This is a genomic window from Novosphingobium sp., from assembly GCF_965229225.1.
Lineage (GTDB): Bacteria > Pseudomonadota > Alphaproteobacteria > Sphingomonadales > Sphingomonadaceae > Novosphingobium.
In genome coordinates this window covers 3,771,085-3,797,365 of record NZ_OZ245867.1, presented here as the reverse complement: position 1 = coordinate 3,797,365, position 26,281 = coordinate 3,771,085, and the positions used below count along the sequence as shown (strand labels likewise).

The 26,281-nt window shown below is 65.4% G+C and carries 28 protein-coding genes; 9 read left to right on the top strand and 19 right to left on the bottom strand.

Annotated features, from left to right (window positions below):
* Nucleotides 1-49 precede the first annotated feature (49 nt).
* From ACO06X_RS17825 to ACO06X_RS17815, 3 genes are all read right to left on the bottom strand, one after another.
* On the bottom strand, nt 50-1,870 hold the full coding sequence (locus ACO06X_RS17825) for a M2 family metallopeptidase (RefSeq protein ID WP_421837511.1): 1,821 nt from the start codon (nt 1,868-1,870) through the stop codon (nt 50-52).
* 81 nt (nt 1,871-1,951) lie between these two features.
* A complete protein-coding gene (locus ACO06X_RS17820; protein ID WP_421837510.1) occupies nt 1,952-2,695 on the bottom strand; it encodes an alpha/beta fold hydrolase in 744 nt (247 codons plus the stop codon).
* Nucleotides 2,692-3,474 carry a sulfite exporter TauE/SafE family protein gene (locus tag ACO06X_RS17815; RefSeq protein WP_421839944.1) on the bottom strand — a complete coding sequence of 261 codons (783 nt, stop codon included), beginning with the start codon at nt 3,472-3,474 and terminating at the stop codon, nt 2,692-2,694. Before ACO06X_RS17815 ends, ACO06X_RS17820 begins: the two co-directional genes overlap by 4 nt.
* A 207-nt stretch (nt 3,475-3,681) precedes the next feature.
* On the opposite strand from ACO06X_RS17815, the gene ACO06X_RS17810 reads away from it, so the two are divergent.
* Nucleotides 3,682-4,395 (top strand): hypothetical protein, encoded by a 714-nt coding sequence (locus tag ACO06X_RS17810; RefSeq protein WP_421837509.1) that lies wholly within the window; start codon nt 3,682-3,684, stop codon nt 4,393-4,395.
* Nucleotides 4,396-4,397: 2 nt separating this feature from the next.
* Here the strand turns inward: ACO06X_RS17810 and ACO06X_RS17805 are convergent, their stop codons facing one another.
* The 12 genes from ACO06X_RS17805 to ACO06X_RS17750 all read right to left on the bottom strand — a co-directional run bounded on the left by ACO06X_RS17805 (nt 4,398) and on the right by ACO06X_RS17750 (nt 14,674).
* Complete coding sequence (locus ACO06X_RS17805) at nt 4,398-5,039, bottom strand: DUF2238 domain-containing protein (protein WP_421837508.1); 642 nt, start codon at nt 5,037-5,039, stop codon at nt 4,398-4,400.
* 1 nt (nt 5,040) lies between these two features.
* Nucleotides 5,041-6,066 carry an aspartate-semialdehyde dehydrogenase gene (locus ACO06X_RS17800; protein WP_421837507.1) on the bottom strand — a complete coding sequence of 342 codons (1,026 nt, stop codon included), beginning with the start codon at nt 6,064-6,066 and terminating at the stop codon, nt 5,041-5,043.
* Between the two features lie 38 nt (nt 6,067-6,104).
* Nucleotides 6,105-8,378, bottom strand: a complete 2,274-nt coding sequence (locus tag ACO06X_RS17795) for a DPP IV N-terminal domain-containing protein (protein ID WP_421837506.1) — start codon at nt 8,376-8,378, stop codon at nt 6,105-6,107.
* Between the two features lie 122 nt (nt 8,379-8,500).
* On the bottom strand, nt 8,501-8,881 hold the full coding sequence (gene rplS / locus ACO06X_RS17790) for a 50S ribosomal protein L19 (RefSeq protein ID WP_292946215.1): 381 nt from the start codon (nt 8,879-8,881) through the stop codon (nt 8,501-8,503).
* A 2-nt stretch (nt 8,882-8,883) separates the two neighbouring features.
* Nucleotides 8,884-9,624 (bottom strand): tRNA (guanosine(37)-N1)-methyltransferase TrmD, encoded by a 741-nt coding sequence (trmD, locus tag ACO06X_RS17785; RefSeq protein WP_421837505.1) that lies wholly within the window; start codon nt 9,622-9,624, stop codon nt 8,884-8,886.
* A gap of 10 nt (nt 9,625-9,634) precedes the next feature.
* Complete coding sequence (locus ACO06X_RS17780) at nt 9,635-9,967, bottom strand: hypothetical protein (protein ID WP_421837504.1); 333 nt, start codon at nt 9,965-9,967, stop codon at nt 9,635-9,637.
* Nucleotides 9,967-10,332 carry a type II toxin-antitoxin system VapC family toxin gene (locus tag ACO06X_RS17775; RefSeq protein WP_421837503.1) on the bottom strand — a complete coding sequence of 122 codons (366 nt, stop codon included), beginning with the start codon at nt 10,330-10,332 and terminating at the stop codon, nt 9,967-9,969. Before ACO06X_RS17775 ends, ACO06X_RS17780 begins: the two co-directional genes overlap by 1 nt.
* Before the next feature lie 5 nt (nt 10,333-10,337).
* The gene (locus ACO06X_RS17770; protein WP_421837502.1) at nt 10,338-10,655 is read right to left on the bottom strand and encodes a hypothetical protein; all 318 of its coding nucleotides are present in this window, start codon (nt 10,653-10,655) and stop codon (nt 10,338-10,340) included.
* A 47-nt stretch (nt 10,656-10,702) separates the two neighbouring features.
* Nucleotides 10,703-12,223: a serine hydrolase domain-containing protein gene (locus ACO06X_RS17765; protein WP_421837501.1), complete on the bottom strand. Its 1,521-nt coding sequence runs from the start codon at nt 12,221-12,223 to the stop codon at nt 10,703-10,705.
* A 92-nt stretch (nt 12,224-12,315) separates the two neighbouring features.
* Complete coding sequence (locus ACO06X_RS17760; RefSeq protein ID WP_421837500.1) at nt 12,316-13,149, bottom strand: TIGR04222 domain-containing membrane protein; 834 nt, start codon at nt 13,147-13,149, stop codon at nt 12,316-12,318.
* A complete protein-coding gene (locus ACO06X_RS17755; protein WP_421837499.1) occupies nt 13,146-13,709 on the bottom strand; it encodes a glycine-rich domain-containing protein in 564 nt (187 codons plus the stop codon). The genes ACO06X_RS17760 and ACO06X_RS17755 overlap by 4 nt, the downstream gene beginning before the upstream one ends.
* A 26-nt stretch (nt 13,710-13,735) precedes the next feature.
* On the bottom strand, nt 13,736-14,674 hold the full coding sequence (locus ACO06X_RS17750; protein WP_421837498.1) for a LysR substrate-binding domain-containing protein: 939 nt from the start codon (nt 14,672-14,674) through the stop codon (nt 13,736-13,738).
* A gap of 99 nt (nt 14,675-14,773) precedes the next feature.
* Between ACO06X_RS17750 and ACO06X_RS17745 the strand changes: the two genes are divergently transcribed.
* Nucleotides 14,774-14,980, top strand: a complete 207-nt coding sequence (locus ACO06X_RS17745; RefSeq protein WP_421837497.1) for a hypothetical protein — start codon at nt 14,774-14,776, stop codon at nt 14,978-14,980.
* On the opposite strand, the gene rimM is transcribed toward ACO06X_RS17745, so the two are convergent.
* The 3 genes from rimM to ffh are packed head-to-tail and all read right to left on the bottom strand — an operon-like array spanning nt 14,965 to nt 17,497.
* Complete coding sequence (gene rimM / locus ACO06X_RS17740) at nt 14,965-15,468, bottom strand: ribosome maturation factor RimM (protein WP_421837496.1); 504 nt, start codon at nt 15,466-15,468, stop codon at nt 14,965-14,967. The two genes, ACO06X_RS17745 and rimM, sit on opposite strands and share 16 nt — an antisense overlap.
* 8 nt (nt 15,469-15,476) lie before the next feature.
* A complete protein-coding gene (gene rpsP, locus ACO06X_RS17735) occupies nt 15,477-15,941 on the bottom strand; it encodes a 30S ribosomal protein S16 (protein WP_421837495.1) in 465 nt (154 codons plus the stop codon).
* 47 nt (nt 15,942-15,988) lie between these two features.
* Entirely contained in the window at nt 15,989-17,497 is a 1,509-nt protein-coding gene (ffh, locus tag ACO06X_RS17730) for a signal recognition particle protein (RefSeq protein ID WP_421837494.1), read from the bottom strand.
* Nucleotides 17,498-17,798: 301 nt separating this feature from the next.
* On the opposite strand from ffh, the gene ACO06X_RS17725 reads away from it, so the two are divergent.
* From ACO06X_RS17725 to ACO06X_RS17695, 7 genes are all read left to right on the top strand, one after another.
* Complete coding sequence (locus tag ACO06X_RS17725; RefSeq protein ID WP_421837493.1) at nt 17,799-19,454, top strand: putative bifunctional diguanylate cyclase/phosphodiesterase; 1,656 nt, start codon at nt 17,799-17,801, stop codon at nt 19,452-19,454.
* Between the two features lie 47 nt (nt 19,455-19,501).
* Entirely contained in the window at nt 19,502-20,311 is an 810-nt protein-coding gene (gene dapF, locus ACO06X_RS17720) for a diaminopimelate epimerase (RefSeq protein WP_421837492.1), read from the top strand.
* 10 nt (nt 20,312-20,321) lie between these two features.
* Complete coding sequence (locus tag ACO06X_RS17715) at nt 20,322-21,512, top strand: MiaB/RimO family radical SAM methylthiotransferase (RefSeq protein WP_421837491.1); 1,191 nt, start codon at nt 20,322-20,324, stop codon at nt 21,510-21,512.
* Nucleotides 21,509-22,462, top strand: a complete 954-nt coding sequence (gene ftsY / locus ACO06X_RS17710) for a signal recognition particle-docking protein FtsY (RefSeq protein ID WP_421837490.1) — start codon at nt 21,509-21,511, stop codon at nt 22,460-22,462. Before ACO06X_RS17715 ends, ftsY begins: the two co-directional genes overlap by 4 nt.
* Nucleotides 22,459-23,106, top strand: coding sequence for an inner membrane-spanning protein YciB (locus tag ACO06X_RS17705; protein ID WP_421837489.1), 648 nt, complete (start codon nt 22,459-22,461; stop codon nt 23,104-23,106). The genes ftsY and ACO06X_RS17705 overlap by 4 nt, the downstream gene beginning before the upstream one ends.
* 112 nt (nt 23,107-23,218) lie before the next feature.
* Nucleotides 23,219-23,791 carry a urate hydroxylase PuuD gene (locus tag ACO06X_RS17700; RefSeq protein WP_421837488.1) on the top strand — a complete coding sequence of 191 codons (573 nt, stop codon included), beginning with the start codon at nt 23,219-23,221 and terminating at the stop codon, nt 23,789-23,791.
* 122 nt (nt 23,792-23,913) lie between these two features.
* Nucleotides 23,914-24,219 carry a hypothetical protein gene (locus ACO06X_RS17695; RefSeq protein ID WP_421837487.1) on the top strand — a complete coding sequence of 102 codons (306 nt, stop codon included), beginning with the start codon at nt 23,914-23,916 and terminating at the stop codon, nt 24,217-24,219.
* Between the two features lie 36 nt (nt 24,220-24,255).
* Here ACO06X_RS17695 and ACO06X_RS17690 read toward each other — a convergent pair whose 3' ends face one another.
* Complete coding sequence (locus ACO06X_RS17690; protein WP_421837486.1) at nt 24,256-26,202, bottom strand: potassium transporter Kup; 1,947 nt, start codon at nt 26,200-26,202, stop codon at nt 24,256-24,258.
* Nucleotides 26,203-26,281: the final 79 nt, after the last annotated feature.

Below are 26,281 nucleotides of genomic sequence, written 5' to 3'. Positions count from 1 at the left end.
AGGCCACCTCCCCATTTGTGCTGCGCAAAAATGGGGAGGACCTTGGGGGTTACCAGCCGCAGTTCTGGCCCTTGTTCTGGGCTTCGAGCCACTTCTGCAGCGGGGCGAAGTAGCGGATCATCGCCTTGCCGCTGATCTCGCGGGTGCCGGTGAAGGCTTCCAGCGCATCGGGCCAGGGCTTGCTCGCGCCCATTGAAAGCATGGCGTTGAGCTTCGCGCCGACCGCCTTGTTGCCATAGAAGCTGCAGCGGTGGAGCGGGCCCTGCCAGCCGGCTTCCTTGCAGGCGGCTTCGTAGAACTGGAATTGCAGCACGCGGGCGAGGAAGTAGCGCGTGTAGGGCACGACCGCGGGGATGTGGAACTTGGCGCCGGGATCGAACGCATCGGCGGGGCGCTCTGCCGGCGGGACTAGGCCCTGATACTTGAGGCGCATCTGGTTCCATGCCGCCTCATAGCCATCGGGCTTGATCGAACCATCGAACACGCCCCAGCGCCAGCGATCGACCAGCAAGGTCCACGGCATTGCCGCCACCTTGTCGAGCGCCTGGCGCAGCAGGAGGCCGGTGTCCTTGTCTGGCGAGGGGACCTTGTCGCGGCTGAGGAGACCGATCTGGACGAGGTATTCGGGCGTGATCGAGAGCGCCATGGTATCGCCGATGGCTTCGTGGAAGCCGTCGTTGGCTCCTTCCATGTAGTAGCGCGAGGGCTGCGTATTGTAGGCGCGCTGGTAATAATTGTGGCCGAGTTCGTGGTGGATCGTCACGAAATCGTCGGCATTGACCTTGGTGCACATCTTGATGCGCAGGTCGTCCTTGTTGTCGATATCCCAGGCCGAGGCGTGGCAGACGACCTCGCGGTCGCGCGGCTTCACGATCTGCGAGCGGGCCCAGAAGGTTTCCGGCAAGGGCGCGAAGCCGAGCGAGGAATAGAAGCCCTCGCCAGCCTTGACCATCTTGACCGGATCATAGCCCTTTGCGGTAAGCAGATCGCCAATATCATAGCCGATATCGCCCGCGCCCTTGGGGGCAACCACTTCGTAGATATTGCCCCAGGACTGGCCCCACATATTGCCGAGGAGATCGGCGCGGATCGCCCCGGACTTCTTCTGCACGCCGTCGCCATATTTCTCGTTGAGCTTCGCGCGGGTGTAGCAGTGAAGCTGGACGTAAAGCGGGCGGACCTCGTTCCAGATCTTTTCGGTGAGCGCGGCGAAAGCGGCCGGGTCCATATCGTAGTTCGAGCGCCACAGCGCGCCGGTATCGGCAAAGCCCAGTTCGCGCGCACCTTCGTTGGAAAGTTCGACCATGCGGGCATAATCGGCCTTCATCGGCTTGCCGACGTTGTCGTGCCACGAAAGCCACATTTCCTTGAGCTCGTCCGGATTGCGGCTGGTGCCCATCGCGGCCTCGATATCGCTGCCGTTGATCGGCTCGCCCTTCAAGGTGCCGTGGCCCTTGCCATAAAGGCCCTGAATGCGCGCCTGACGGGTGCCGAATTCTTCCGCTGCGCCGGCCGTGGTCGGGACGGGGCTGGTGATCTGCGTGCGCATCATGACGAGCTTGCGCTGGTCTTCCGCGGTGAGCCCGGGGACCTTCGCCATGCGCGCCGCCTCTGCGGCGGTCTTCACCATCAGCGTGTTGTATTCGGCATTCGAAGCCGCAACGAGCGCTTCGGTATCGTCGGTAATGTTGGTTTCATAGACCCACTGGACGCGGCCCGAGCGGACGGTCTGATCGGCATAGGCTTGATCGGCGGCCTTGATCCAGGCCTGCGCAGAAGCGGCATCGGCAGCGGGCGCGGCCTGCTGGGCGAGCGCGGGTGCGGACACGCTGGCGGCCGCGAGCGCGGCAAGGGAAACGAGCTTTTTCATGGAACTGGCTCTCCGCAAGGTGCAATTGGACGGCCTTTGCGGCCACCCTTGTGTGCACCGTTAGCCGTGCGGGTCGCTGCGTCAAGCGGTCAGAAATGAAACCAGTTCGGCACCCATCGCGGGTTCGGTGACGGAGCTCATGTGCGTACCGGGAATGACCGCGTGGCGAGCGTTGGGCAGGACTTCGGCCAGGCGGTCGGCGCTGCCGTTGTCGTTATCCTGATCGCCGCAGAGGACGAGCGTGGGCATGGTGATCGCGGCGAGTGTGGCCGGATCGGTATCGTCCATCGTGCCGAGGAGGAGACCTGCGGCGACGGGATCGGTGCCCATGGTCTTGAGGAACTGCTGCGCCGCATAGCCGCGGTCGCCGGGCCGGATCGTGCCGAAGCGGTCGAGCACATCGCGGAAGAACGCCTGACGCCCCGTCCAGCCGGCAAGGCCATCGAGCCCCATGCCGCCGAGCACGAGCCGCCGAGGCCGCGCGCCCGCGATGACAGCGCGGGCTGAAGTGCGCGATCCGAGCGAGAAGCCGACGAGGTCGTAGTCCGCAAGGCCGAGATGGGTGACGAGCGCTTCCAGATCGCGCACCAGCACATCGGGCGGGTAGGCAGCGGGATCATGGGAAGCAGCGCTCGCACCGTGGGCGCGCAGATCGGGCATCAGGCACTCGAAACCGGCGGCAACCAGCTGCGCGGCGGTGCCGAACTTGACCCAGTTTACATGGGCATTGGAGAACAGCCCGTGGAGCAGGATCACCGGGCGGCCTGCGCCGAGGCGGTGCAATGCAAGGCTCGCGCCGTCGAATCCGGGGTAGGTCTCGCTCACTGGCTCAGCAGCCGAATGCCAGAGACCATGAGGACGGCGGCGAGCGCGGGGCGCAGCACGTGATCGGGCGAGCGGGTCGAAAGCATGCTCCCCACTACCGCACCGGGTAGCGAACCGACAAGCAGGCTCGTCAGCAGGCCGAAATCAACGTCGCCGATCATCCAGTGGCCGAAGCCCGCGACAAGCGTGAGCGGAACCGCATGGGCGATATCGGTGCCGACGATCTTCGCAACGCGCAGCGCGGGGTAGAGCATCAGCAGAACGGTGACGCCGATCGCGCCCGCGCCGACCGAAGTGATCGTCACGGCGACGCCGAGCAGCGCGCCGAGCATCACCGTGGGGATGCGCGCCTGCCGGTCGTCCAGCCGCTCGTGCTGCTTGGCCATCACCGCCAGCTGCTTCTGGAACAGCGTGGCGATGGACGTGACGATGAGCATGCCGCCAAGGCAGAGCAGCACCACGTGGCTGGAGCCTTTGCTCAGCTTGCCGAAATCGGACATCAGGATCAGCGTGACGGTCGCCGCAGGGACGCTGCCCATGGCGAGGCGGCGCATGATGTGCCAGTCCACCGTCTCGCGCTTGCCATGGACCGCCGAGCCGACGATCTTGGTGACGGAGGCGAACAGGAGATCGGTGCCCACCGCAGTGCCCGGGGCGACGCCGAACAGCAGGACGAGGATCGGCGTCATCAGCGACCCGCCACCCACGCCCGTCAGGCCGACCAGAAAACCCACGAGCAGCCCGGCAATGCCGTGCAGCAGATCGAAATGCGCAAACATCTGTGCCCCTTCCGGTCCCGTGGTCGGGTCCCGTGCGGAAGACATCGGAGTAGAGCCACGAGGTCAGCGCGGCAATGCAAGAAACTCTATCAGCGGGGTTGGGGTTTCTATCGGCCAGACCGATGCGGCGGAACATCGCGGGCTGCGGCACATTTTGCGGAGTATGCGGCAACCGCGCTCCCGCGGCGCTGCACGGAGTTTCCGATCATGAATCGCCCCACCCCCCGCCACAACGCCTTTGGCCGCCTGCTCATGGCCACTGCGCTGTGCCTCTCGTTCGCCGCCCCCGCTTATGCAGAGGGCAAGGCCGACAGGGCGCGCGCCGCCATTGCCGAAGCGCAGACCAAGATCGATACCGCCGAAAGTCTGGGCACTTCGACCGCGCAGCCGGGCCGCACCGCCGAAGCCAACGCGGCGCTGGCGCGGGCGAAGGAAAACCTGGCCGCCGGACACAAGCCCGAGGCCATCGCCGATGCGATCCACGCCTCTGCACTTGCTGATACGGCGCTCGGGCAGATGCAGAAGAACGCCGCCCAGCATAACGAGGCGGTGCAGGCACAGGCGCAGGACCAAGCCAATGGCATGGCCCGCGCGCAGATGAACGTCGATGCCGCGCACATGCAGACCGACATGGCCAACGACCGAGCGAACCGCGCCGAAAACGCGGCTGCAGCCTCCGCCAGCGATGCCGCAATCTCACGCAATGCGGCCATGGCAGCGCAGGCCCAGCCGATGCAGGTGCAGACGACCACGTCCACCGAGCAGGCGGAACCGGCTGCGGTCCGTCGTGCTCCGGCGGCGCGCACGCATCGCCCGGTCACGCATCACCGCCGCGTCGTCCATCACCGCCGCGTGGCGCATCACCACACCGCGCGCGGCAAGGTGACGACCACCACGACCGTCACACATACGGGGATGTAGGCTCAGATGGCCCCTTCGCGAGGCGGAGGGGCCAATCGAGCGCGCGAAGGCCAAATCGCCAGCAGCGCGCCGAGATTGGCGACGGCCATATCCTTCTGGCTGTCGTACATGTCACCCTGCTCGCCATTGTAAGCCCCGGCCTGATCGGGCGCGAGACCAAGGGTGAGCAGCCATTCGAAGATCTCGTAGGCAGAGCTGAAGGCAAAAATCCCTAGCACGGCCATGGTGAGCGCGGCCTTCCGCGAGAGGCCACCGTGATGCACGGCGATTTCCGCGAACGGTAGGACCAGCCAAAGGCCGAAGCACAAGTGGACCATGCGGTCGAACATGTTGCGTTTGAAGCCGAACGTCGCGTCGACGCTCACGCCCAGGAGCGCGCGGCTCCAACGGTCATAGGGCGTGAGGCTATAGGACCAGCAGGCGGCAAGCAGATGGAGCAGGATAAATGCCGTAAGCAACCCTGCTGCTAGATTGCTTAGCGGCCAGCGCCGCAGTGCCCATGCGCCGAGCGGCAGGCCAAGCAGCACGGGTCCGACCTGAAGCCAAGTGTTCTGGGGATAGATGGCGGCCCAGCCGCTCAACAGCGATGCGATGGCGAGCGCCACCAGCATCGCGCGTTGAAAGGCCGGGACCGGCCGCGACATATCAGCCCTTCTTGAGGTGGCGGCGGCCGAGCAGTTCCGCGATCTGCACCGCGTTGAGCGCGGCGCCCTTGCGCAGGTTGTCCGAGACGCACCACAGCGAAAGGCCGCTGTCGACCGTCGGGTCTTCGCGCACACGGCTGACGAAGGTGGCGTAATCGCCGACGCATTCGATCGGGGTCACGTATCCGCCGTCCTCGCGCTTGTCGATCAGCATGACGCCGGGCGATTCGCGCAGGATATCCTGCGCTTCCTTCGCCGAAATCTCGTCCTCGAATTCGATGTTGATCGCCTCGGAGTGCCCGACGAAGACGGGGACGCGCACGCAGGTGGCGGTGAGCTTGATCTTCGGATCGAGGATCTTCTTGGTCTCGGCGACCATCTTCCACTCTTCCTTGGTCGAACCGTCATCCAGGAAGCTGTCGATGTGCGGGATCACGTTGAAGGCGATCTGCTTGGTGAACTTGCGCGGTTCGACAGAATCCCCGACGAAGATCGCGCGGCTCTGCTCGAACAGCTCGTCCATGCCGTCCTTCCCCGCGCCCGAAACCGACTGATAGGTCGCAACGACGACGCGCTTGATCTTCGCCTTGTCGTGCAGGGGCTTGAGCGCCACGACCATCTGCGCGGTCGAGCAGTTGGGGTTGGCGATGATATTGCGCACCTTGTAGCCGTCGATCGCGTCGGGGTTCACCTCGGGCACGATCAGCGGCACGTCCGGGTCCATGCGATAGAGCGAGGAGTTGTCGATCACCACGCAGCCCGCTGCCGCCGCGCGCGGGGCGTGGACCTTGGTCGCGCTCGAGCCGATGGCGAACAGCGCGATATCCCAGCCCGTGAAATCGAAGTTATCGATGTTCTGGACCTTGATCATGCGCCCGGTCTCACCGAACTCGATCTCGGAGCCCTGCGAGCGCGACGAGGCAACCGCCGCGATCTCGTCAATCGGGAACTCGCGCTCGGCGAGGATATTGAGCATCTCGCGCCCGACATTGCCGGTCGCGCCTGCGACCACTACCCGGTAACCCATTATACTCTCCTTGCGGCGGCCTTGCGGCCCCAATTGGCTTATTGCCCGCTACCCACGCCGTGCCGGTCGAGGAAGCGGAATACGGTTTCGTAGAGATGCTTGCTGACCTTGGGCCCGCCGATGCGGTGGGTGTAGCCGGGGTAGAGCATCATTTCGAACGGCACAGCCTCACCCTGCAACTTGGCGATGAGCGCGGTCGAGTTTTCGAACACGACGTTGTCGTCAGCCATACCGTGGATCAGCATCAGCGGATCGCGGATCTTCGCGGCCTCCGCCAGCGCGCCCGAGGCTTCGTAGACCTTGGGCTCCTTGTTCGGATCGCCAAGATAGCGCTCGGTGTAGTGCGTATCGTAAAGCTCCCAGCGCGTGACGGGGGCAACCGCGATGCCGGCAGCCCATTCGCCAGGGTGCTCTTCCAGCATCTTGAGCGTCATGTAGCCGCCATAGGACCAGCCGAACGTGCTGACCCGCGCCGGATCGACGAAAGCGGGCGACTTCAAGTAGCGTGCGCCTGCCAGCTGGTCGGCCACTTCGACCGTGCCCATCGCGCGATTGATCGCGCTTTCGAAGGCCACGCCGCGATTATCGGACCCGCGCCCGTCGATGGCGAAGTAGATATAGCCCTTGTCGACAATCGCCTGCGCCAGCGCGCCCTGCCAGCCCTTGCTGACGACCTGCGCGTGCGGGCCGCCGTAGTGGTAGGAGAACACCGGGTAGCGTTTGCCTGGCTCCAGCGGCGGGGTGATCATCATCCAGTGGAGCGGGGTGCCGTCTTCCGCCGGGATCGTGCCGAACTCGGCTGCACGGTGGCTGGCGAGGTAGGGCGCGTAGGGGTGCAGCCCTTCAACGCGGTTTTCCTCGATCCACGCGAGGCGCTTGCCCGATGCGTCCGCGAGGTAAGACTGCGGCGGCTGCGCATCGGCGCTGCGGGTGACGACGAGCGTCTGGCCCTTGCGGTCCATCGCGGCGCTGTTGTGGAAGGCGAGATCGGTCAGCCGGTCGAGCTTCGCCGGGTTTTTGAGATCGAAGGCATAGACCTGCGGCGCGAGGACATCGTCCTTGGTGCCGACGAAGGTGACGCGGCCAGTCTTCTGATCGACGCCGAGCAGATCGGTGACGACCCAGGACCCTTTGGTGAGCTGCGTCCAGGCACCAGCCTTGAAGTGATAGAGGTGCGCAAAGCCGTCGCGCTCCGAGAGCCAGATCAGGCTGCCATCGGCGAGGAAGCGGTAAGCATCCGAGAGGTTGATCCAGCTGCCCTTGGCGGCGGTTTCGGTGAACAGCACTTCGGCCTTGCCGGTGGCCGGATCGACCTTGAGCATGTCGAGCTTCGACTGCGCGCGGTTTTCGCGCTGCACGTAGAGCGCCTTGCCATCGGGCGCCCATTCGACGCGGGCGAGGTAGATGTCCTTCTCCGGCCCCAGATCGACCTGCACTTTGCTTGGGCCATTTGGGCTCTGGCCATCGGCGCCGATCACCCAGAGCGAGACTTCGGCATTGGCGCTGCCTGCCACGGGATAGCGCTGCTCGAAGGTCTTGGTGCCCTCCGCGCCGATGGCGGCGCGGGTGACGGTGCCGACGCCCGCTTCATCGAAACGCTCGACCGCAAGGCGGCTGCCATCGGGCGACCACCAGTAGCCCTTGAAGCGGTTCATTTCCTCCTGCGCGACGAATTCGGCCTCGCCCCAGTGGACAGTGGCGGCGGTTTCGGCGGGGGTTACGGCTTGCGGTTCGGTCTTGCCGTCAACCGCCCCCACGAAGAGCCGCTGATCGCGCACGAAGGCGATATGGCCGCCCTTGGGGCTGAGCGAGGGATCAAGCTCGCCGCCCTTGGTGCCCGCGATCTTGCGCACCGAGCCATCCAGCCCGGCGAGGATGAGATCGCCATCGATGGGCACGAGCACGGCTTGGCTATCCGCCGTCCATTCGTAGCTGACGATACCCTTGAGGTCGCCAATGCGCTGGCGCTCGCGCTGCATTTTTTCCGCTTCGGAAAGCTCGCGGCCCGAGGAGAGCTTTTTGGAATCAACCAGCATGCGCCACTCGCCGGCCTTCCGGTCGAAGCCCCACAGATCATAGCGCTCGCGGTCGTCAGGCCGGCCGCGCAGCACGGTGACATATCGGCCATCGGGCGAGAGCTTCACCGCGCGCGGCACCGGCCCGGCAAGGCTGGGGCTGGCAAAGACGCGCTCGAGCGTGAGCGCAGGCGCGGCTTGGGGTGCGGTCACGGCACTATCCTTCGTCTCGGCGGCATGGACGGGCATCGCAGCGACAAGCGCGCTGGCGGCAAGCAGAGAAGTCAGCAATCGCATGAGTGCGATGGTCCTTGGCTAAGGGTATGGCAAAACGAAAAGAGGCGCCCCGGCGGTCTTGCCAGGGCGCCTCTTGAAGCACGCTACGGTGCCCGGGCGATGGGCTTATGGGCCCTCCCTGGTCAGCTTTCCGTAGTGGTTTTAATCGTCTTGCGCTCGGCAATACGCGCCGACTTGCCGGTGCGACCGCGCAGGTAATAGAGCTTGGCACGACGCACGACGCCGCGGCGGACCACGGTGATGCTGTCGATGTTGGGCGAGTAGAGCGGGAACACGCGCTCCACGCCTTCGCCGAACGAGATCTTGCGAACGGTGAAGTTCGAGCCGAGGCCGCGGTTCGAACGCGCGATGCACACGCCTTCGTAAGCCTGAACGCGGGTGCGCTCACCTTCGACGACGCGCACGCCCACGCGCAGCGTATCGCCGGCGCGGAATTCGGGGATGGTCTTCTTCGCCTTGAATTCGGCGATGGCTTCAGCTTCGAGCTGCTGAATGATGTTCATGACTAATCGTCCTGCACTTCACGCTGCGCGCCAGAGGCAGACTGGACCCGAACGCCGGTGTGGCGCTCCCAAAGGTCCGGCCTGCGTGACCGGGTATCGTCTTCAGACCGGCGTTTCCGCCATGAAGCGATTTTCGCATGATCCCCCGATCGCAGCACTTCAGGGATCGTGCGCCCTTCCCATTCCTGGGGTCGGGTATAGTGCGGGTACTCGAGGAGGCCGTTCTCGAACGACTCTTCTGACCCACTGGAAGGCGCGCCCATTACGCCGGGAAGCAGCCGAATGCAAGCGTCGAGGAGCATCAGCGCCGCAGGTTCGCCGCCCGAAAGCACGATATCGCCGATGGAGACTTCCTCCACGCCCCTTCCCTCGAAAATCCGCTCGTCGAAACCTTCGAACCGGCCACACAAGAGGATGACGCCGGGGCCAGCCGCCAGTTCGCGCACACGGGCCTGCGTGAGCGGCTTTCCGCGCGGGGTGAGCGCGATGACGGGGCGGTCTACGCCCCCTTCCCGCGCATGGTCGATAGCCTTGGCGAGCACATCGACGCGCAGCACCATTCCCGCACCGCCGCCTGCGGGCGTATCATCGACGGTGCGATGCTTGTCTGCCGCGAAGTCGCGGATCTGAACGGTATCGATGCCCCACTTGCCTTCCGCCATGGCGCGCCCCGCAAGGCTGATGCCGAGGGGGCCGGGGAACATCTCCGGGTAGAGCGTGAGGACGGTGGTGTGGAAGGTCATGTTCGGGGGCCTAGCCGCGTCGCCCCACCAGATGAAAGAGAATTAGCGTCGCCAGCATCGCCAACGGCGCAACAATGAACGCGTATCCGGGGAAGAAAGCGATTTCCGGGGTAAAGCCACAATTTTCGCGCGCTCCACGGCCGGGAAGAAGAACGGCCGCAAGGTAGCCGGCTGCGAGAGCAGTCACAGGCATGGCGAGGCAACCAACCTTTGTACCTTGCTCGGACAACCTCGTCCTAACTAGCCATCCAAGGCCAACGCCGATTGACAGGCCGAAAGTTGTGGCGAGCGCAAGGAACAGGGCGGTCTCGAAGTTTGAGACCAAACATGGATCAGTGAACATCACACCGTCCAGTTCTCGATCTTGAGCCCCGGCACATCGGCGAAGTGCTTCACGTTGCCGGTGATCACCGTCAGGCCAAGCGACAAAGCGTGCGCCGCGATGAGGCGGTCATAGCTGGCACGCTTGAACGGGATCTTGGCATAGGCCCTTGCCGCCTTCTCGTCGAAAGTAAGGACCGGCACTTCCTCCAGGAAGATATCAAGGACTCGAGCCAGCGGAGGTTTGCCATGTTCCATGCCAAGGGCAACTTCGGCGAGAACCACTGACGACATCACGATGTCGCCCTCCTCGACATCTGCCAGCCGTGCACGGAACACTGGATCATCACCCTCCAAAGCGACGATGACAGCATTGGTGTCGAACATGTACTTCACGCGTCGCTGCCGTCCGGGCCAGTCTCAGGCCAACCGTGTCGGGCACGCCAGTCGGGGTCATCCCAGAGACGAGGGCTGTGCTCAAACACGCGATCTTCCGGCTCAAGCACGCGCAGGCCAAGCCCACGTCCGATGCCCCAAACCTTGTCGATATTGAACTTGCGCTTGGGCTTGTCCTTCGGACGCAGGATCAGTTCGCCGTCTTTTTCCTCGACGCTCCATTCGCGATCGGGTTCAACACCCAGAATCGCTGGCATCCGGATCGCCACCGAATTGCCGGACTTGAAGCTCTTGGTATTGTATTGCTTGCCCATGAGCGCCTCCGTATATACGTCATGTATATACAACCCCCTTACCGAATTCAATCCTTCCCCTCGAACGCAAACCCCAGCGCCTGCAGCGTGATCGGCTTCGTCGGCGCAAGCAGAACAGTGCCCTCGATGCTGCCCTTCTCGCACTTCCACGTGAAAGTGCCGCTCATTGCCTCTTCTGCGGTGATGGGCGCTGTTGTCTCGCATGCGCCCGACTTGGCCTTGGTTTCCGCCAGCACTTTGGCCCAGTTGGCGGCGGTGCGGTCCATCGGGAAGTTCATCGCGACGCGGCCCTGCAACGCGTCCACCGTGCCTGCGGACCAGACTGTCTGCGCGGCGGTATAGAAGGTGGCGAGGTCCCGTGAGACCGGCTCGGCACGCCGCGCGATCACGCCCTTCGCGCGCAGCAGGGCTGCGATGTCCCAAACCGGCTGGCTGGGGCCGGAATAGGTACGATTGGTCAGCGCAAAGAAGGCGACGCCGTATTCGGGCAGAACCATGACATGGCTGCCATAGCCCGGATAGCCGCCGCCGTGGGCGAGGACGGTGCCGTAGTCGCAATCGCCGATGATCCGCCAGCCCATGCCGTAGGAGACGGTGCCGGGGCACTGCTTGTCGCCATCGGTGGCATAGCGGTGGAACACGGCGGCATTGTTCACGCCGCGCATGACCTGCCGCACAGTGGCGCGCTTGGCCGGGCCGGTATCCGCGCCGTCGCGCGGGGGCCATGCGGAGACGATGAAGGCGAGCCACTTGGCATAGTCCGTGGCGCTGACTTCGAGGCCGCCCATCGCATTGAAGGCGCCGTCCTTCATCGTGGGCTCTTCGGCCCACGCATCATTCTCCCAACGGTAGCCCACGGCGCGCTTGTCTTTGGGGTGAGCCAGGACGTCGAACCCGCTGGCGGTCATGCCCAGCGGGGTCAGCAGGCGCTGTTCGACGAAACTGCGGTAGGGGGCCTTCGTGATGTTGGCGATCACCCGCCCGAGGATCGCATAGCCGAGATTGGCATATTCGTGGCGCATTTCGGGCGCGCGGGTGAAGGGAACGCCAGCCTTGAGGATCGCCGTGAAGGCCGTTTGCGAGAGCACTTGCTGGCGGTCGCCCCACGGATCGTCCGTCACGAAGCCGGCGCTATGGGTAAGCAGATCGCGGATCGTAATGCGCGGCGAATCGCTCGTGGGATACGTCCAGCCGCGCAGCTCGGGTACATAGCGGTCCGCCGGATCATCGAGCGCGAGGCGGCCCTCGTCGCGCAGCTTGAGGATCGACATGGCCGTGAATGCCTTGGTCATCGAGGCGATGCGGAACAGCGTATCGGGCGTGACGGGGCGCTTGGCGAAGAGGTCCTGCACGCCCTCGCCTTTGACGTAGGCAAGACGGCCGTCCTTCACCATGCCGAAGACCATGCCGGGGATGTGGTTTTCGGCCATCCATTTGGTGAGGATGGCATTTATCTCGGTATCAAATGCGGCGGGATCGTTGGCTGCGGCTGGCTCGGCAGTTTGGGCGAGAAGCGGAACCGGCATGGCGCTTGCCATGATCGCCAGAAGGATACCCTTGAACCGCATGCCATGCCTCCCAGTCAGAAGCGGGGAGAGTGGCACCAAATTCTCGCCATTGCGAGCTTGGCGATGGGGGTCGGGAGGACTTGGGTGCTGGCTCAGCTTCCGCAACCGCCGCAGCCTCCTCCTCCGCCGCAGCCCCCTCCCCCGCCGCTGCAGCCGCTGCTGCCGGAGCCATCGCCGCCGGAACCGGCGCTGCGCATGCGGTGAAAGTCTGAGAGCCACGAACCCGTCAGCACCGCCGTGCCGAACAGCGCGACCGCGAGGGGGGCCTCGTCGGTCGGCGCAGCGCGGCGCAGGCGGGCGGCTTCGAAGCGCGCCTGCGCCAGCGCGGCCTTGCCGGCTCCGGTGCGGCGATCGAGCGCGGCATAGCGCAGCACCGCGACGACGGCGGTGACGAACAGCAGGGCGGTGAGCAGGCCAACCGGGCGATCCCGCATCGCGCCGACGATCCACTTGGCGAGGCCAAACAGGAACAGCAGCGCCAGCGGTGCGGTCTGGATCAGGCGGAGCTGGCGGGCGGCATCGCGGCCAATCCACAGGCCCTTGCCTTCCAGCTGGCGCTCGATCGCTTCGGCGGGGGCCGACAGCGCGCGGTGGACATCGCGCCACTGGGCGGGCGAAGTCAGCCTTGCGACGCGGCGCTCCGCTGGCGTGCGCCCGCCGTGCGGATTGCGGATGGCCAGCGCACCGCCGGTTTGCACGATTGCCGTGCCTTCGGCGAGGAGCCGCACCGTCACCGCTTCGGCAAGGCGTTCGCGCCCTCCGGCAAGCAGCGCGAGCTCGTCTTCATCCGGCTGGCGGCCGCCGTGCCCTGCGGGGCGCAGATAGCGCGGGATGACGAAAGCGGCAGCCAGCGCGATCAGCGCCAGCTCCAGGTAAAGCATCAGGAATTCAGGGCCATGCAGATCGAGCGGGCCAAGACCGGTCACAAAAGCCTCCAGAGCACGAAACCAACGGCAAGGAACAGGAGCGCCAGCCACGCGAGGCGGCGCGGAATGATCAGCACCTCGCGCGGATGGACGCGGCGGGCCTGGGGATCGACCCAGAGGCGGCGGCGCGCATCGGGCCAGATATCAGCGGGTGCGGGGCCGAACGCGGCTTCGTAGCTGCGCAGGGTCAGCGCATATTGCTCGAAGAACCGCTCACCCTCGGCGCGGCCACCCTTGGTGGGGCCGTGGTGCATCGCGCGGCCAAGCACGTCGGGGCAGAGCCGCTCCCAGTAATCGCGCGTGAAAGTGAGGTGAAGGTGCCAGGCCTGATCGACAGCGTCGGACGGGGTGACCGCATGCGGGGCGGTGGCTGCAAGGTAGAGGAAGCGGCGGTATTCCTCGAACACGCGCGCGGCGTGCGCGTCGCTCCAACCGTTCTCGCGGGCGAGGCGCTGCGTGAAGGAGAGATCGGCATCGACCGGTCCGACCTCGTAGGCCGAAAGGGTCTGCCACAGCGGGCTTGCTGTTGCCGAAAATGACGAAGCGAAAGGCGCGTTCATCTGTCACCGTCTATAGCGCAACTCCATTACCGGATTGTTACTGGCGGCGGAATCCAGACTTCTTGCGGCGCCATTCCGCGGGCACGCTCCGCGGCCATTTCCGCCAGCAGCCATTCGCGAAAACGCTCGATCTTGCGCACACCGTGGCGGCCTTCGGGGCGGACCAGCCAGAGCGAGAACGGCGGGAAGTACAAAGTGGGGAACGGCTGGACGAGCCGTCCGGCGGCAATCTCCTCAGCCCAGAACACAGGCGTCATCAGCGCGGCGCCGAAGCCGGCACCTGCCATGCGCGCTTCTTCGAGCTGGCTGTCGAACAGGATGCTGGCCACAGGTTGCGCAGGCGGCAGTTCAAGCCCTGCCGCGCCAAACCAGCCGGCCCACCACGGATCATCCTGCGCAAGCCGCGGCACCCGCAGCAAGTCTTCCGGCGTGCGGATCGCGTTCTCCTCGATGAAGGCCGGCGAACAGATCGGCGTGACATGATAGCGCATGAGGAATTCGGCGGTGTGTCCGGGCCAGGGCCCGAGGCCGGAGCGGATGGTCACGTCGATCTGCTCGCGCGCGAAATCGGTGATCCGCCCGGTCGTCTCCAGCCGCAGCGCGAGATCGGGCACAGCGATCTGAAACTTGCCGATCCGCGTGCTCAGCCAGGTGCCGCCGAACGAAGGGATCGTGCTGATCGCAAGAACGCCGCTGTCATCCGCGCTGAGATTGGCGAAGGCGGCGGCGATATCGGCGAGTGCGGCGGATACCGCAGGAGCAAGCCGCCGCCCGGCCTCGGAGAGGCGCACGCGGCCTTTCTCGCGCAGGAACAAGGGGCGACCGACGCGGTCTTCCAATTGGCGCACCTGATAGCTGACGGCGGCCTGGGTCATCCCCAATTCTTCCGCCGCGCGGCTGAAGTTTTCGAGCCTGGCTGCGGCTTCGAACACGCGGACGGCGGACAGGGGCGGCAGATCAGGCATGCCTCATGATAAGGTCACCTTATGGGATACGCCAGAGCATTTGTTGGCTCTGTCCGCGCCGGGCGGGCACAATGCAGCCATCAGCAGAGGAGACGAGCGATGATGGATGAAGTGTGGAGCCGGGGCTGGATGGAAGCCCACAAGGCAGCCTTGCAGGCCCGCGAAGTGAGCCAGCGCAGTGGTCAGCCCGTGCCGACGCTGTGGAGCGAACTGCGCATGCTGGTGCGCGAACTGATCTCGCCGGCGGTGAAAGTGGAGCGCAGCGAGCCCTGCTGCGACACGCAGACCTGTCAGTCGGCCGCGTAGGCCGCTTCGATCACCAGCCGCTCGCTGTTCCATTCGGGAACGGACTGCGCGCGCATCGGCACCATGAAGCGCTTGGACGGCTTGCCCTCTTCGGCAGGCCGTTCGATCTCGAGCACATCGCCCGCGCCGAAATTCTCGACCGCGATGCAGGTGCCAAGCAGCTCGCCCCCGGTCGAGACCGCAGGTAGGCCGATCAGATCAGTGTAGTAGTATTCGCCTTCCGCCAGCGGCGGGAGGCTGGCGCGCGGCACCGTCAGCACGGTGCCGCGCAGCTTTTCAGCCGCAGTGCGATCGGCGATTTCCGAGAAGCGGGCGATGGCGCCGCCCTTCCCGTCATCCCGCAGCTTGGTGAGCGTGAGCGCGCCGTCATTAAAGCTGCGGTGGGGCTTGAGGCTTTCAACCCCTTCCCCGAACAGCTTCAGCCGCACTTCGCCGCCCACGCCATGCGCGCCGCTGATCGCAGCGAGCGTAACGGGGCGGCCGTGCATTTTCCGACTTAGCCTTCGGCCTGCTCGGCAGCAGCTTCTTCAGCCGGCGCCTCTTCGGCGGCCGGTTCTTCAGCGGCCGGAGCAGCAGCAGCGGCAGCGGCGGCCTCTTCGGCCTCACGCTTGGCTTCTTCGGCCTCGGCGATCTTCTTGGCGCGGTCTTCAGCGCGCTCCTTGGCCTTCTTGCCCGGCTCGCCCTTGGCCGGGTTCACCGTCGCGGTGCGCTCCTTGATGCCGGCCTTGTCGAGCATGCGGGCAACGCGGTCGGTCGGCTGGGCGCCGACGCCGAGCCAGTAGCGCACGCGGTCCTCGGTCAGGCGGACGCGGTTCGCGTCATCCTTGGCGAGGAGCGGGTTGTAGGTGCCGACCTGCTCGAGATAGGCGCCGTCACGCGGCGAACGGCTGTTGGCGACCACGACCTTGTAGTAGGGGCGCTTCTTTGAGCCACCGCGCGAGAGACGAAGGGAAACCGACATACTTCAAACCTTTCCGAGTAAAACTGAAACTGAAACTGAACTTGAAATCACTTCTTGCGGAGCAGATCGCCGAGGTTGGCGGGCATGTTGCCGCCACCAAGGCCGGGGAGCCCGGGCATGCCGCCCATGCCAGCGCCCATGCCGCCGCCGGGAAGCTGGCCGGGGCCAGCCCCGCCATCGCCGCCGCCGAGAGCGCCGCCCATCCCGCCCCCAGAACCACCGGCGCCAAACATCGCAGCGAGGCCCTTGAGCCCGCCCATCTTGCGGATCTGCTTCATGGCTTTCGCCATTTCCATGTGCATCTTGATGAGCTTGTTGACGTCCTGCACTTGCGTGCCGGAGCCCTTCGCGATGCGGATCTTGCGCTTGGCGTTGAGCAGTTCGGGCCGCTCGCGCTCCTTGGGGGTCATCGAGCCGATGATCGCATCCATGTGGAGCAGCACGCGGTCGTCCATGCCCGAGTTGGCCATGGCCTGCTTGGCCTTCTTCATGCCGGGCATGAGGCCCGCCAGCACGCCAAGTCCGCCCATGCGCTGCATCTGCTGCAGCTGCGTGCGCAGGTCGTTCATGTCGAACTGGCCCTTGGCCATGCGCTGCGCAAGCTTTTCGGCCTCGTCGGCCTTGACCGTGGCAGCCGCCTTCTCGACGATCGAGACGATATCGCCCATGCCGAGGATGCGGCCGGCAACACGCTCCGGATTGAACTGCTCGATCGCATCGAGCTTTTCACCGGTGGCGGCAAACTTGATCGGCTTGCCGGTGACGGCGCGCATCGAAAGCGCCGCACCGCCGCGTGCATCGCCGTCCATGCGGGTCAGCACGACGCCGGTGAGATCGACCTCTCCCGCAAAGTTCTGCGCGACGTTGACCGCGTCCTGACCGGTGAGCGAATCCACCACCAGCAGCGTTTCGCGCGGGGCCGAGACTTCAGCGACGGCCTTCATCTCGTCCATCAGGGCCTGATCGACGTGGAGGCGGCCCGCGGTATCGAGCATCAGCACGTCGACCGCCTGAAGCTTCGCGGCATTCACCGCGCGGCGGGCGATCTCGACCGGCGACTGGCCGGGCACGATCGGCAGCGTGGCAACGCCCGCCTGCTCGCCCAGCACCGCAAGCTGTTCCTGCGCCGCCGGACGATTGACGTCCAGCGAGGCCATCAGGACCTTCTTGCCCTGCTTTTCCTTAAGCAGCTTGCCGATCTTGGCGGTCGTCGTCGTCTTGCCCGAGCCCTGGAGGCCGACCATCATGATGACAACGGGCGGCGTGGCGGCGAGATCGAGTTCGGCGGTTTCCGACCCCAGCATCTCGACCAGCGCGTCGTTGACGATCTTGACGACCTGCTGGCCGGGCGTGACCGATTTGAGGACTTGCTGGCCGGTGGCCTGTTCGGTCACCGAATCGATGAAGCGGCGGACCACGGGGAGCGCGACGTCGGCTTCGAGAAGCGCGATGCGCACCTCGCGCATGGCGGCCTGGACGTCTTCCTCGCGCAGCGCGCCGCGACCACGCAGGCGATCGAAGACGCCTCCAAGCCGGTCTGACAGACTATCGAACACGCGTTACGCTCCTTTTTCCCGGTGAAACGCAGCGAAACGCGAAAAACGCCGGTGGGCGAAACCTCGCCGACCAGCGTATGGCGTCCAACACGGAAACCGGGATCAAACTATCCTGAAACGGCTGCCGAAGCTTCCGATCAGAGCCGCGCGCCTACGCGAAACGGGGCTGCGGCGCAAGTCCCAACGCCGGAGCGCCCCATCTCCCGGCAGCATGCCGCAGCGGCAAGGCGGTCTTAACCAAAACTTCAGCCCATGTGGCTAATTTGCCGGATAGGACCCGAAAGGAATGGGCAAGCCGATCATGGCGAAGGCTGAACATGACAGGACCGAAGCGGTGGGCCACGAGCCGCCGCTCCAGCGCGCCGAGCGTGATCTCGTCGCGCTCGGGATCCTGGTCGCGGCCATTTTCCTGTTCGTCGGCACCGGATCGACCGTGCTCACCGGCATTGCCCGCAGCTGGATCTACGGGGTCGGCAGCCCGGACGTACTGCTGACGAATGCCCTCATCCTCAACATCGCGCTGCTGATCTTCGGCTGGCGCCGCTATGCCGAATTGCAGACCGAGATCGCCGAGCGCCGCAAGGCTGAGGAAAGCGCCACGCGGCTCGCGCGCACCGATGCGCTGACCGGTTGCCTCAATCGCCGCAGCCTCGACGACGCCATCGCGCAGCTGGTCGATGCGGCGGCACAGTGCAGCGAAGCGGTCGCGGTGATGATGATCGACCTCGACAAGTTCAAGCGATCGAACGACCTGCTCGGCCACAAGGTGGGCGATGCGGTGCTGGTGGAGACCGCGCGGCGCATCGAGGCGCTGATGCCGACCCGCTCCGTGGTTGCGCGGCTGGGCGGCGATGAATTCGTCTGTGCCTTGATCTTCGCGCCGGGCGGCGAGAGCGCCGTCGAGCGGCTGGCGGTGCGGATCAACGATGGCCTTGCCGAGCCGATCATCTCGGGCGGACTGCGCGCGGAAGTCACCGCCTCGATTGGTATCGCCGTGGGTGCAAGCAGCGCGCTGCACAGCGCGAACCAGGTCGCGCAGGACCTGCTCCACCGCGCCGACCTTGCCATGTATCAGGCCAAGCGGCGCGGACGGAACCGCTTCGCATGGTTCGAGCCGACCATGGAAAAGGAACTGCGCTTCCGCAGCGAGCTCGAACAGGGCATCCGCGACGGGCTTAAGCGCGGCGAATTCGTGCCCTATTACGAAAAGCAGATCGACCTCGAGTCGGGCGAGATCACCGGCTTCGAAATGCTGGCCCGCTGGCTTTCGCCGCGCCACGGCATGGTGAGCCCGGAAGTGTTCATTCCGGTAGCCGAGGAAATCGGCCTGATTGCCGAACTTTCCGAAGCGCTGATCACGATGGCGCTGGAAGACGCCAAGGTGTGGGATTCCAGCCTCACGCTGTCGGTCAACATCTCGCCGCTGCAGCTGCGCGATCCGTGGTTTGCGCAGCGGCTGCTCAAGATGCTGGTCGCCGCGAACTTTCCGCCGACCCGGCTGGAAATCGAGATCACCGAGACATGCCTGCATGAAAACATCGCAGTGGTGCGCTCGCTGATCACCAGTCTCAAGAATCAGGGCATCCGCATCAGCCTCGATGATTTCGGCACCGGCTATTCGAGCCTTGCGCAGCTGCGCACGCTGCCGTTCGACCGGATCAAGATCGACCGCAGCTTCGTTTCATCGCTCGCCCGCAGCGCGGACAGCGCCTCGATCGTGGAGGCCATCTCCTCTCTGGGCCGCGGGATGGCGCTGCCGATCACGGCGGAAGGGATCGAGAGCGCGGAAGTCCTCTCCGCCCTGCGCCGCTTTGGCAACTTCAAGGGCCAGGGCTATCTCTATGGACAGCCAGCCTCTGCGGAAGATGTGAAGCGCGAACTGGCCGAGCAAGGCCTGCTGGTCGCCACGCCGAAGGACGAAACACCTTCCACACCGCCGAGTGCCCTTTCGGCCTGAAATCTGAAATCATTGCACCGGGCGGCGCTGGCTCCTAGACGGGCGGCATGTCTGTCGTTTTTCGCAAGATGCACGGCCTCGGCAACGATTTCATCGTGATCGATGCGCGTGACGTGCCCGTCGCCATGTCTGCGGCGCGCGCCGCCGCGCTCGCTGAACGGCGCACGGGGATCGGCTGCGATCAGCTCATCGTGCTGGAACCTGCCGCCACCGCCGACGTGCGCATGCGCATCTTCAACGCCGATGGCAGCGAAGTGGAAGCCTGCGGCAATGCCGCGCGCGCGGTCGGGCTGCTGCTCGGCGGCGAGCAGAAGATCGAAACGCTGGGCGGAACCATCGCCTCGACCGCGACGATGAGCGGCGCCAGTGTCGACATGGGGCCGGCGCGGTTCGGTTGGGACGAGATCCCGCTGGCCTACGCGATGGATACCCTGTCCATGCCGGTGGGCTGGGCGGAACTGGAAAACCCGGCGGCCGTCAATGTCGGCAATCCGCATGTGGTATTCTTCGTGCCCGATGCCGATGCGGTCATGCTCTCGCAGCTGGGACCGATCATCGAAACTGACCCGCTGTTTCCGGAAAAGGTCAACGTCAGCGTCGCATCTGTCGTGGGGCCGCGCCATATCAAGCTGCGCGTGTGGGAACGCGGCGTGGGGCTGACACGGGCTTGCGGAACCGGGGCCTGCGCGGCGGCGGTGCTGGCGATCCGGCGGCGACTGGTGACGGGCCCAGTGCGGGTGGACCTGCCCGGCGGGCAGCTGGAGATTGCCTGGGCCGAAGGCGGCACGATCCTGATGTCCGGCCCGGCTTCCTTCAGCTTTGCCGGGACTTTCGACGAGGAAGCCTACCCGCTGTGAGCATCAGACTGTGAGCGAGGCGGTGGTCACGCTCGGCTGCCGGCTCAATCTGGCCGAGAGCGAGGCGATCCGTGCAATGGTGGGGGAAGCGCCGCAGCGTACGGTCGTGGTCAATTCCTGCGCGGTGACCGCAGAGGCGGTGAGGCAATCGCGGCGCGCGGTGCGGCGGCTGCGCGCAGCCCATCCCGATGCGCGGCTGCTGGTGACCGGCTGCGCGGCGACAATCGCGCCGGAGGACTTCACCGCCATGCCGGAAGTGGACGGCGTGGTGGCCAATGCAGCTAAGCTCGATCCGGGATCGTGGCAGGCGCGGCCAAGGCCAATGCGCACCCCCCTGCCCGCTCCCGCAGCCCGCCACACCCGCGCCTTCGTGCCGGTCCAGACGGGATGTGATCATGCCTGCACCTTCTGCATTATCCCTGCGGGGCGCGGGAAAAGCGTGTCGCAGCCCATCGCCGAAGTGCTGGGTGTGGTCGAAGGGCATCTTGCGGCAGACGCGCGCGAGGTGGTGCTGACGGGCGTGGACGTGACTGGCTGGGGTGCGGATCTGCCCGGGAACCCTCGCCTCGGCGATCTGGTGGCGGCGATCCTGCGGGCCTTTCCGGCCCTCCCCCGCCTGCGCTTGTCCTCACTCGACGGGGTTGAGATCGACGGCCTGCTGTTCGAGCTGATCACCAGCGAGGCGCGGGTGATGCCGCACGTCCATCTCTCGCTGCAGGCTGGGCATGACCTCACTCTAAAGCGCATGAAGCGCCGCCATACTCGCGCCGAAGCTGTGGCGCTGAGCGAGCGGCTGCGCGCCAGGCGGCCCGACATCGCCATCGGGGCGGACCTCATCGCGGGCTTCCCGACCGAGGACGCGGTGATGCATGCGGCCAACGTCGCCATCGTGGAAGACTGCGGGATCGTCCACGGCCACGTGTTTCCCTACTCCCCCCGCCCCGGCACGCCCGCTGCGCGCATGCCGCAAGTACCGCCGCCCGTGGTGCGCGAGCGCGCTGCCGAAGTGCGCGCCGCCGTTGCCGCCACCCGGGCGCGCTGGTTGGAAGGGCTGATCGGCGTCACGCGCGAAGTGCTTGCCGAGCGCGACGGAACCGGCCATTCCCCCGAATTCGCCTCCTACCGGCTGCCAAACGGCACCGCGCCAGGGCAGATTGTGATGCTGACTCCGACCCGTATCCGCGAAGGCCTGCTGGAATGACCCCCGAGACAAGCGCAACCACCGATGCGGCAGGCGGCTGGACCGATCGCCTGATGGGCGGCCTGCGCAAGACGTCCGAACGCCTGACCGAGAACCTTGCGGGCCTCTCTGGCGGCACGCGCCTGACCGATGCGCAGCTTGACGACCTTGAAGACGCGCTGATCCTCTCCGATCTCGGCCCGCGTGCCGCCTCGCGGATCCGCGCAAAGCTGGCCTCGGCGCGCTTCGAGAAGGGGGTGGACGAAGCCGCGCTTGCCGAAGCCGTGGCCGAGGAAATCGCCGCCATCCTGCGCCCGGTGGCGAGGCCCCTGGAAATCGTGGCCTTCCCGCGTCCGCAGGTGATCCTGGTGATTGGGGTCAACGGTTCGGGCAAGACGACAACAATCGCCAAGCTGGCGCACTTGTTTCAGGAGCAGGACTATTCGGTGATGCTGGCGGCGGGCGATACCTTCCGCGCCGCCGCGATCGGCCAGCTGCGCGTCTGGGCGGACCGGCTGGGCATCGAGATCGTCTCGGGCGCGGAAGGCGGCGATCCTGCTTCGATCGTGTTCGATGCGGTGAAGGCCGCGACCGACAAGGGCATCGACGCGCTGATCGTCGATACCGCCGGGCGCCTGCAAAACAAGCGCGAGCTGATGGACGAGCTTGCCAAAGTGCGCCGCGTGCTGGGCCGGCTCAATCCCGCAGCGCCGCACGACGTGGTGCTCGTGCTCGATGCGACCAACGGGCAGAATGCGCTGCAGCAGATCGAAACCTTCAAGGAAGTGGCGGGCGTTTCGGGCCTGATCATGACCAAGCTCGACGGCACCGCACGCGGCGGCGTGCTGGTGGCGGCAGCGGAGCAATATGGCCTGCCCATCCACGCCATCGGTGTGGGCGAAAAGATCGATGACCTCAGGCCCTTCGATCCCGATCTCGTCGCGCGGGTGATTGCGGGAGTCGTGCGGTGAACGAGCCTGCTGCCAAGCCCAAATCGTCCTGGGTGAACCTCGCGGTCGATTATGGCCCGCTGCTTGTGTTCTTCCTTGCCTACCGCTGGTTCAGCCCGAAGGATGCCGACGGCCAGAGCCTTGGTGCGGTGGTGGCCGTGACCAAATCGACCGTGGTGTTCATGATTGCCACCGTCGCGGCGCTGGTGATCTCCAAATGGCGGCTGGGCCATATCTCGCCGATGCTGTGGCTATCGACGATTCTCATCATCGGCTTCGGCTCGCTCACCGTGTTCCTCGGTGATCCGGTGTGGATCCAGATCAAGCCGACTGCGATCTACCTGCTGTTTGCCGGGGTGCTGTTCGGCGGGCTGTTTCGCGGCAAGGCCATGCTGCGCACGCTGCTGCAAAGCGCGTTCGACGGGCTTTCTGACGAAGGCTGGCTCAAGCTTTCGCGCAACTGGGCGTGGTTCTTCCTGTTCCTCGCCGTGCTCAACGAAGTGCTGCGCCATACGCTTTCGTTCGATACCTGGCTGCTGGTGAAGCTGTGGGGCGTGAGCGGGCTCTCGTTCCTGTTCACCTTCGCGCAGATCCCCATGCTGCTGCGCCATGGGCTGGGCGAGGAAGCAGAAGTGGAAGTAGAGCAAAACCCGCCCGCCGGTTGACGAATCGCCCTAAAATGCAATGACAAGCGCGCCTTGTCGCGCATATGACACGCTACGGACCGGCTGGGTGGCCGGAAAGCCATCAAAAACCATCTCTTCGGGGGAATCATAAATGGCAAAGTTTTTTGGAAATCTGCATCTCGTGCTGGTGGTCGGCCTTGCCGCCGCCATTGCCGTGATGATCGCCTTCCATGCCAGCGCGCCGGTTGACGGCAACTCAGTGTTCCGCTGGGGCCACGCGTTCTTCGGCATTCTGTGGATTGGCCTGCTCTACTACCTGAACTTCGTGCAGGTGCCGACCATGCCCAAGATCCCAGCCGAGCAGAAGGGCGCAATCACCGGGCATATCGCGCCCAAGGTGTTCTTCTTCTTCCGCTACGGCGCGCTGCTCACGCTGGTCACCGGCCTCGGCATTTCGATCATCGATGGCTATGGCCACGAGGCGCTGACCTTCAGCGGCGAAGGCAACGTCAAGCTGATCGGCGTCGGCATGTGGCTCGGCATCATCATGGCGTTCAACGTGTGGTTCATCATCTGGCCGGCCCAGAAGAAGATCCTCGGCATCATCGAGGCGACTGCCGAGGAGAAGGCTGCTGCCGCTCCCCGCGCACTCTTCGCCAGCCGCACCAACCTGCTGCTCTCGCTTCCGATGCTTTACTGCATGGTTAGCGCGAATCTCGGTTGATAACCCGCGTTTAAGCGCGCAGAGCGGCGCGGCGTCCCACGTGGACGCCGCGCCGTTTGCGTTTGTGGGGGGGAACCGCGCGCTCCGGACGAAGGTCCACGCCAGAAAGGTATCCCCCAGCCATGCGTACAGTCACTCTCGCGACATTTGCCGCAGCCCTTGCGCTTTCCGCCTGTTCGGAAAAGACCAAGGAGAACGCGGCAGATACCGCCACCTCCGCCGGTGAGGACATTTCAACCGCCGCAACCGATACGAGCGAAGCCGCCAGCACGGGCGCGGCCACGCTCGGCGCCAAGGCCGACGCTGCAATGGACAAGGCGGAAGAAGCCGCCGACCGCATGGGCAAGCGAATCAAGCAGGGCGCGGCCGAGGCGAAGGACGCCTTGAAGCCCACTCCTTCACCGACACCGTCACCGTCACCGAAGTGATCGGGAGGGGGCCATAGTGCCCCCTCAAACCCACCCTTAGATCTTGAGCTGGCTGCCCAGTTCGACCACGCGGTTGGTGGGCAGGCGGAAGAAGCCCATCGCATCCGCTGCATTGCGCAGCATCCACGCGAAGAGCATCTCCCGCCACAGCGCCATGCCGGGCACGTCCGCCGGGATCAGCGTCTGGCGCGAGAGGAAGAAGCTCGTGCGCATCATGTCAAACGGCTCGCCGCAGACCGAAACGCTGCACAGCGCGGCCGGAACGTCGGTCTCCTCCATGAAGCCGAAGCGCAGGATCAGGCGGTAGAAACCCTGCCCGAAATCCTTGACCACCGCGCGGTCCGCCGGCTCGACCGAGGGCACGTCCGCAATTTGCACGGTGAGTACCACCACGCGTTCATGCAGCACCTTGTTGTGCTTGATGTTGTGGAGCAATGCTGAGGGCACGCCTGCTGCGGCAGAGGCCATGAACACCGCCGTGCCCGGCACGCGCGCGGCGCTGGTGTGGGCGGAACGGGTGAACACCTCGAGCGGCAGCGCGCCTTCGGCCATGTTCTGGCGCATCAGCGCGCGGCCGCGTGACCATGTCGTCAGCAGCGTGAAGATTGCGAGACCCATCAGCAGCGGCACCCAGCCGCCATCGGGGATCTTGGCGAGGTTGGCACCGAGGTAGGTCGCGTCGATCGTGAAGAACAGCGCGAGCAGCGGCAGCGCGAAGACCGGCTTCCAGCGCCACAGCTTGAACAGCACCACTGCGAGCAGGATATTGTCGATGAGCATCGCGCCCGTCACCGCGATGCCATAGGCGGCAGTGAGATTGCGCGAGCGTTCGAACACCAGCACAAGCAGGATCACCGCGATCATCAGCGCCCAGTTGATCGCCGGGATATAGATCTGCCCGAGGCTGGTCGAAGTGTGGCGGATCGTCATGCGCGGAATGAAGCCCAATTGGATCGCCTGCTGGGTGACGAGGAACGCGCCCGAAATCACCGCCTTGGCTGCGATCACGGCGGCGGTGGTGGCGATCACCAGCAGGGGCCACTCGAACCCCGGAGGCGCGAGCAGGAAGAACGGGCTGTGAATCGCCTGCGGGTCGCGCAGCAGAAGGCTCGCCTGCCCGAGATAATTGAGCACGAGCGCGGGCAGCACGAAGACCAGCCACGATACCCGGATCGGCACGCGGCCGAACTGGCCCATATCGGCATAGAGCGCCTCTGCCCCCGTCACCGCGAGCACGGCGGTACCCATGGCGATGAAGCCGTGCCAGGGATCGGCCATGAACATCGCAAGCGCCCATTGCGGCGACAGCGCCCAGATGACCTGCGGATCGGCGGCGATGCTGCGCAGGCCAAGCAGCGAGATTGTCGCGAAGTAGAGCAGCATGAAAGGGCCCGCCCAGCGCGAGGCCCAGTTGAGCCGCGTGCCGGTGGTCTGGCTCTTGATCGCGAACAGGCCGATCACGATGGCGACCACGAGCGGGACCACAAAGCGGTGAAGCGAGGGATTGTAGACCGAAATGCCCTCCACCGCGCTCATGATCGAGACCGCAGGGGTGAGCATCGAATCGCTGTAGAAAAGCGCGGTGGCGAGCACGCCCAGGAGGATGATCCCCTTGCCCCAGCGCCGGCCCGAGGCCTGCTGGTTGATCAGCGCGAGCAGCGCGAGGCTGCCGCCCGAACCCTTGTTGTCTGCACGCATGATGACGGTGACGTACTTCAGCGTCACGATCAGCATCATCGACCAGAACATCAGGCTGACGATGCCGTAGACATGCAGCCGATCGAGCGGGAGCGGATGGTGGCCCGCAAAGGTATCGCGCAGCGCGTAGAGCGGGCTGGTGCCGATATCGCCGAAAACGACGCCGATCGCGCCGACCGCGAGGCTGAGCCCGCCTGCCTGCCGCGCCGTGGGCGCAGCTGCGGCAGCGCTGGGGGCGCTCTGCCCTCCGCTTTCCGGTGCAGCGTCAACCACGGCTTCGTCCATCGCTAGGGTGCCCCCGGGCCTTCGCCCAATCCACCGGAAACATAGCAGAAATGCCCCGGACGGCGCGGCGCTTTAGCAC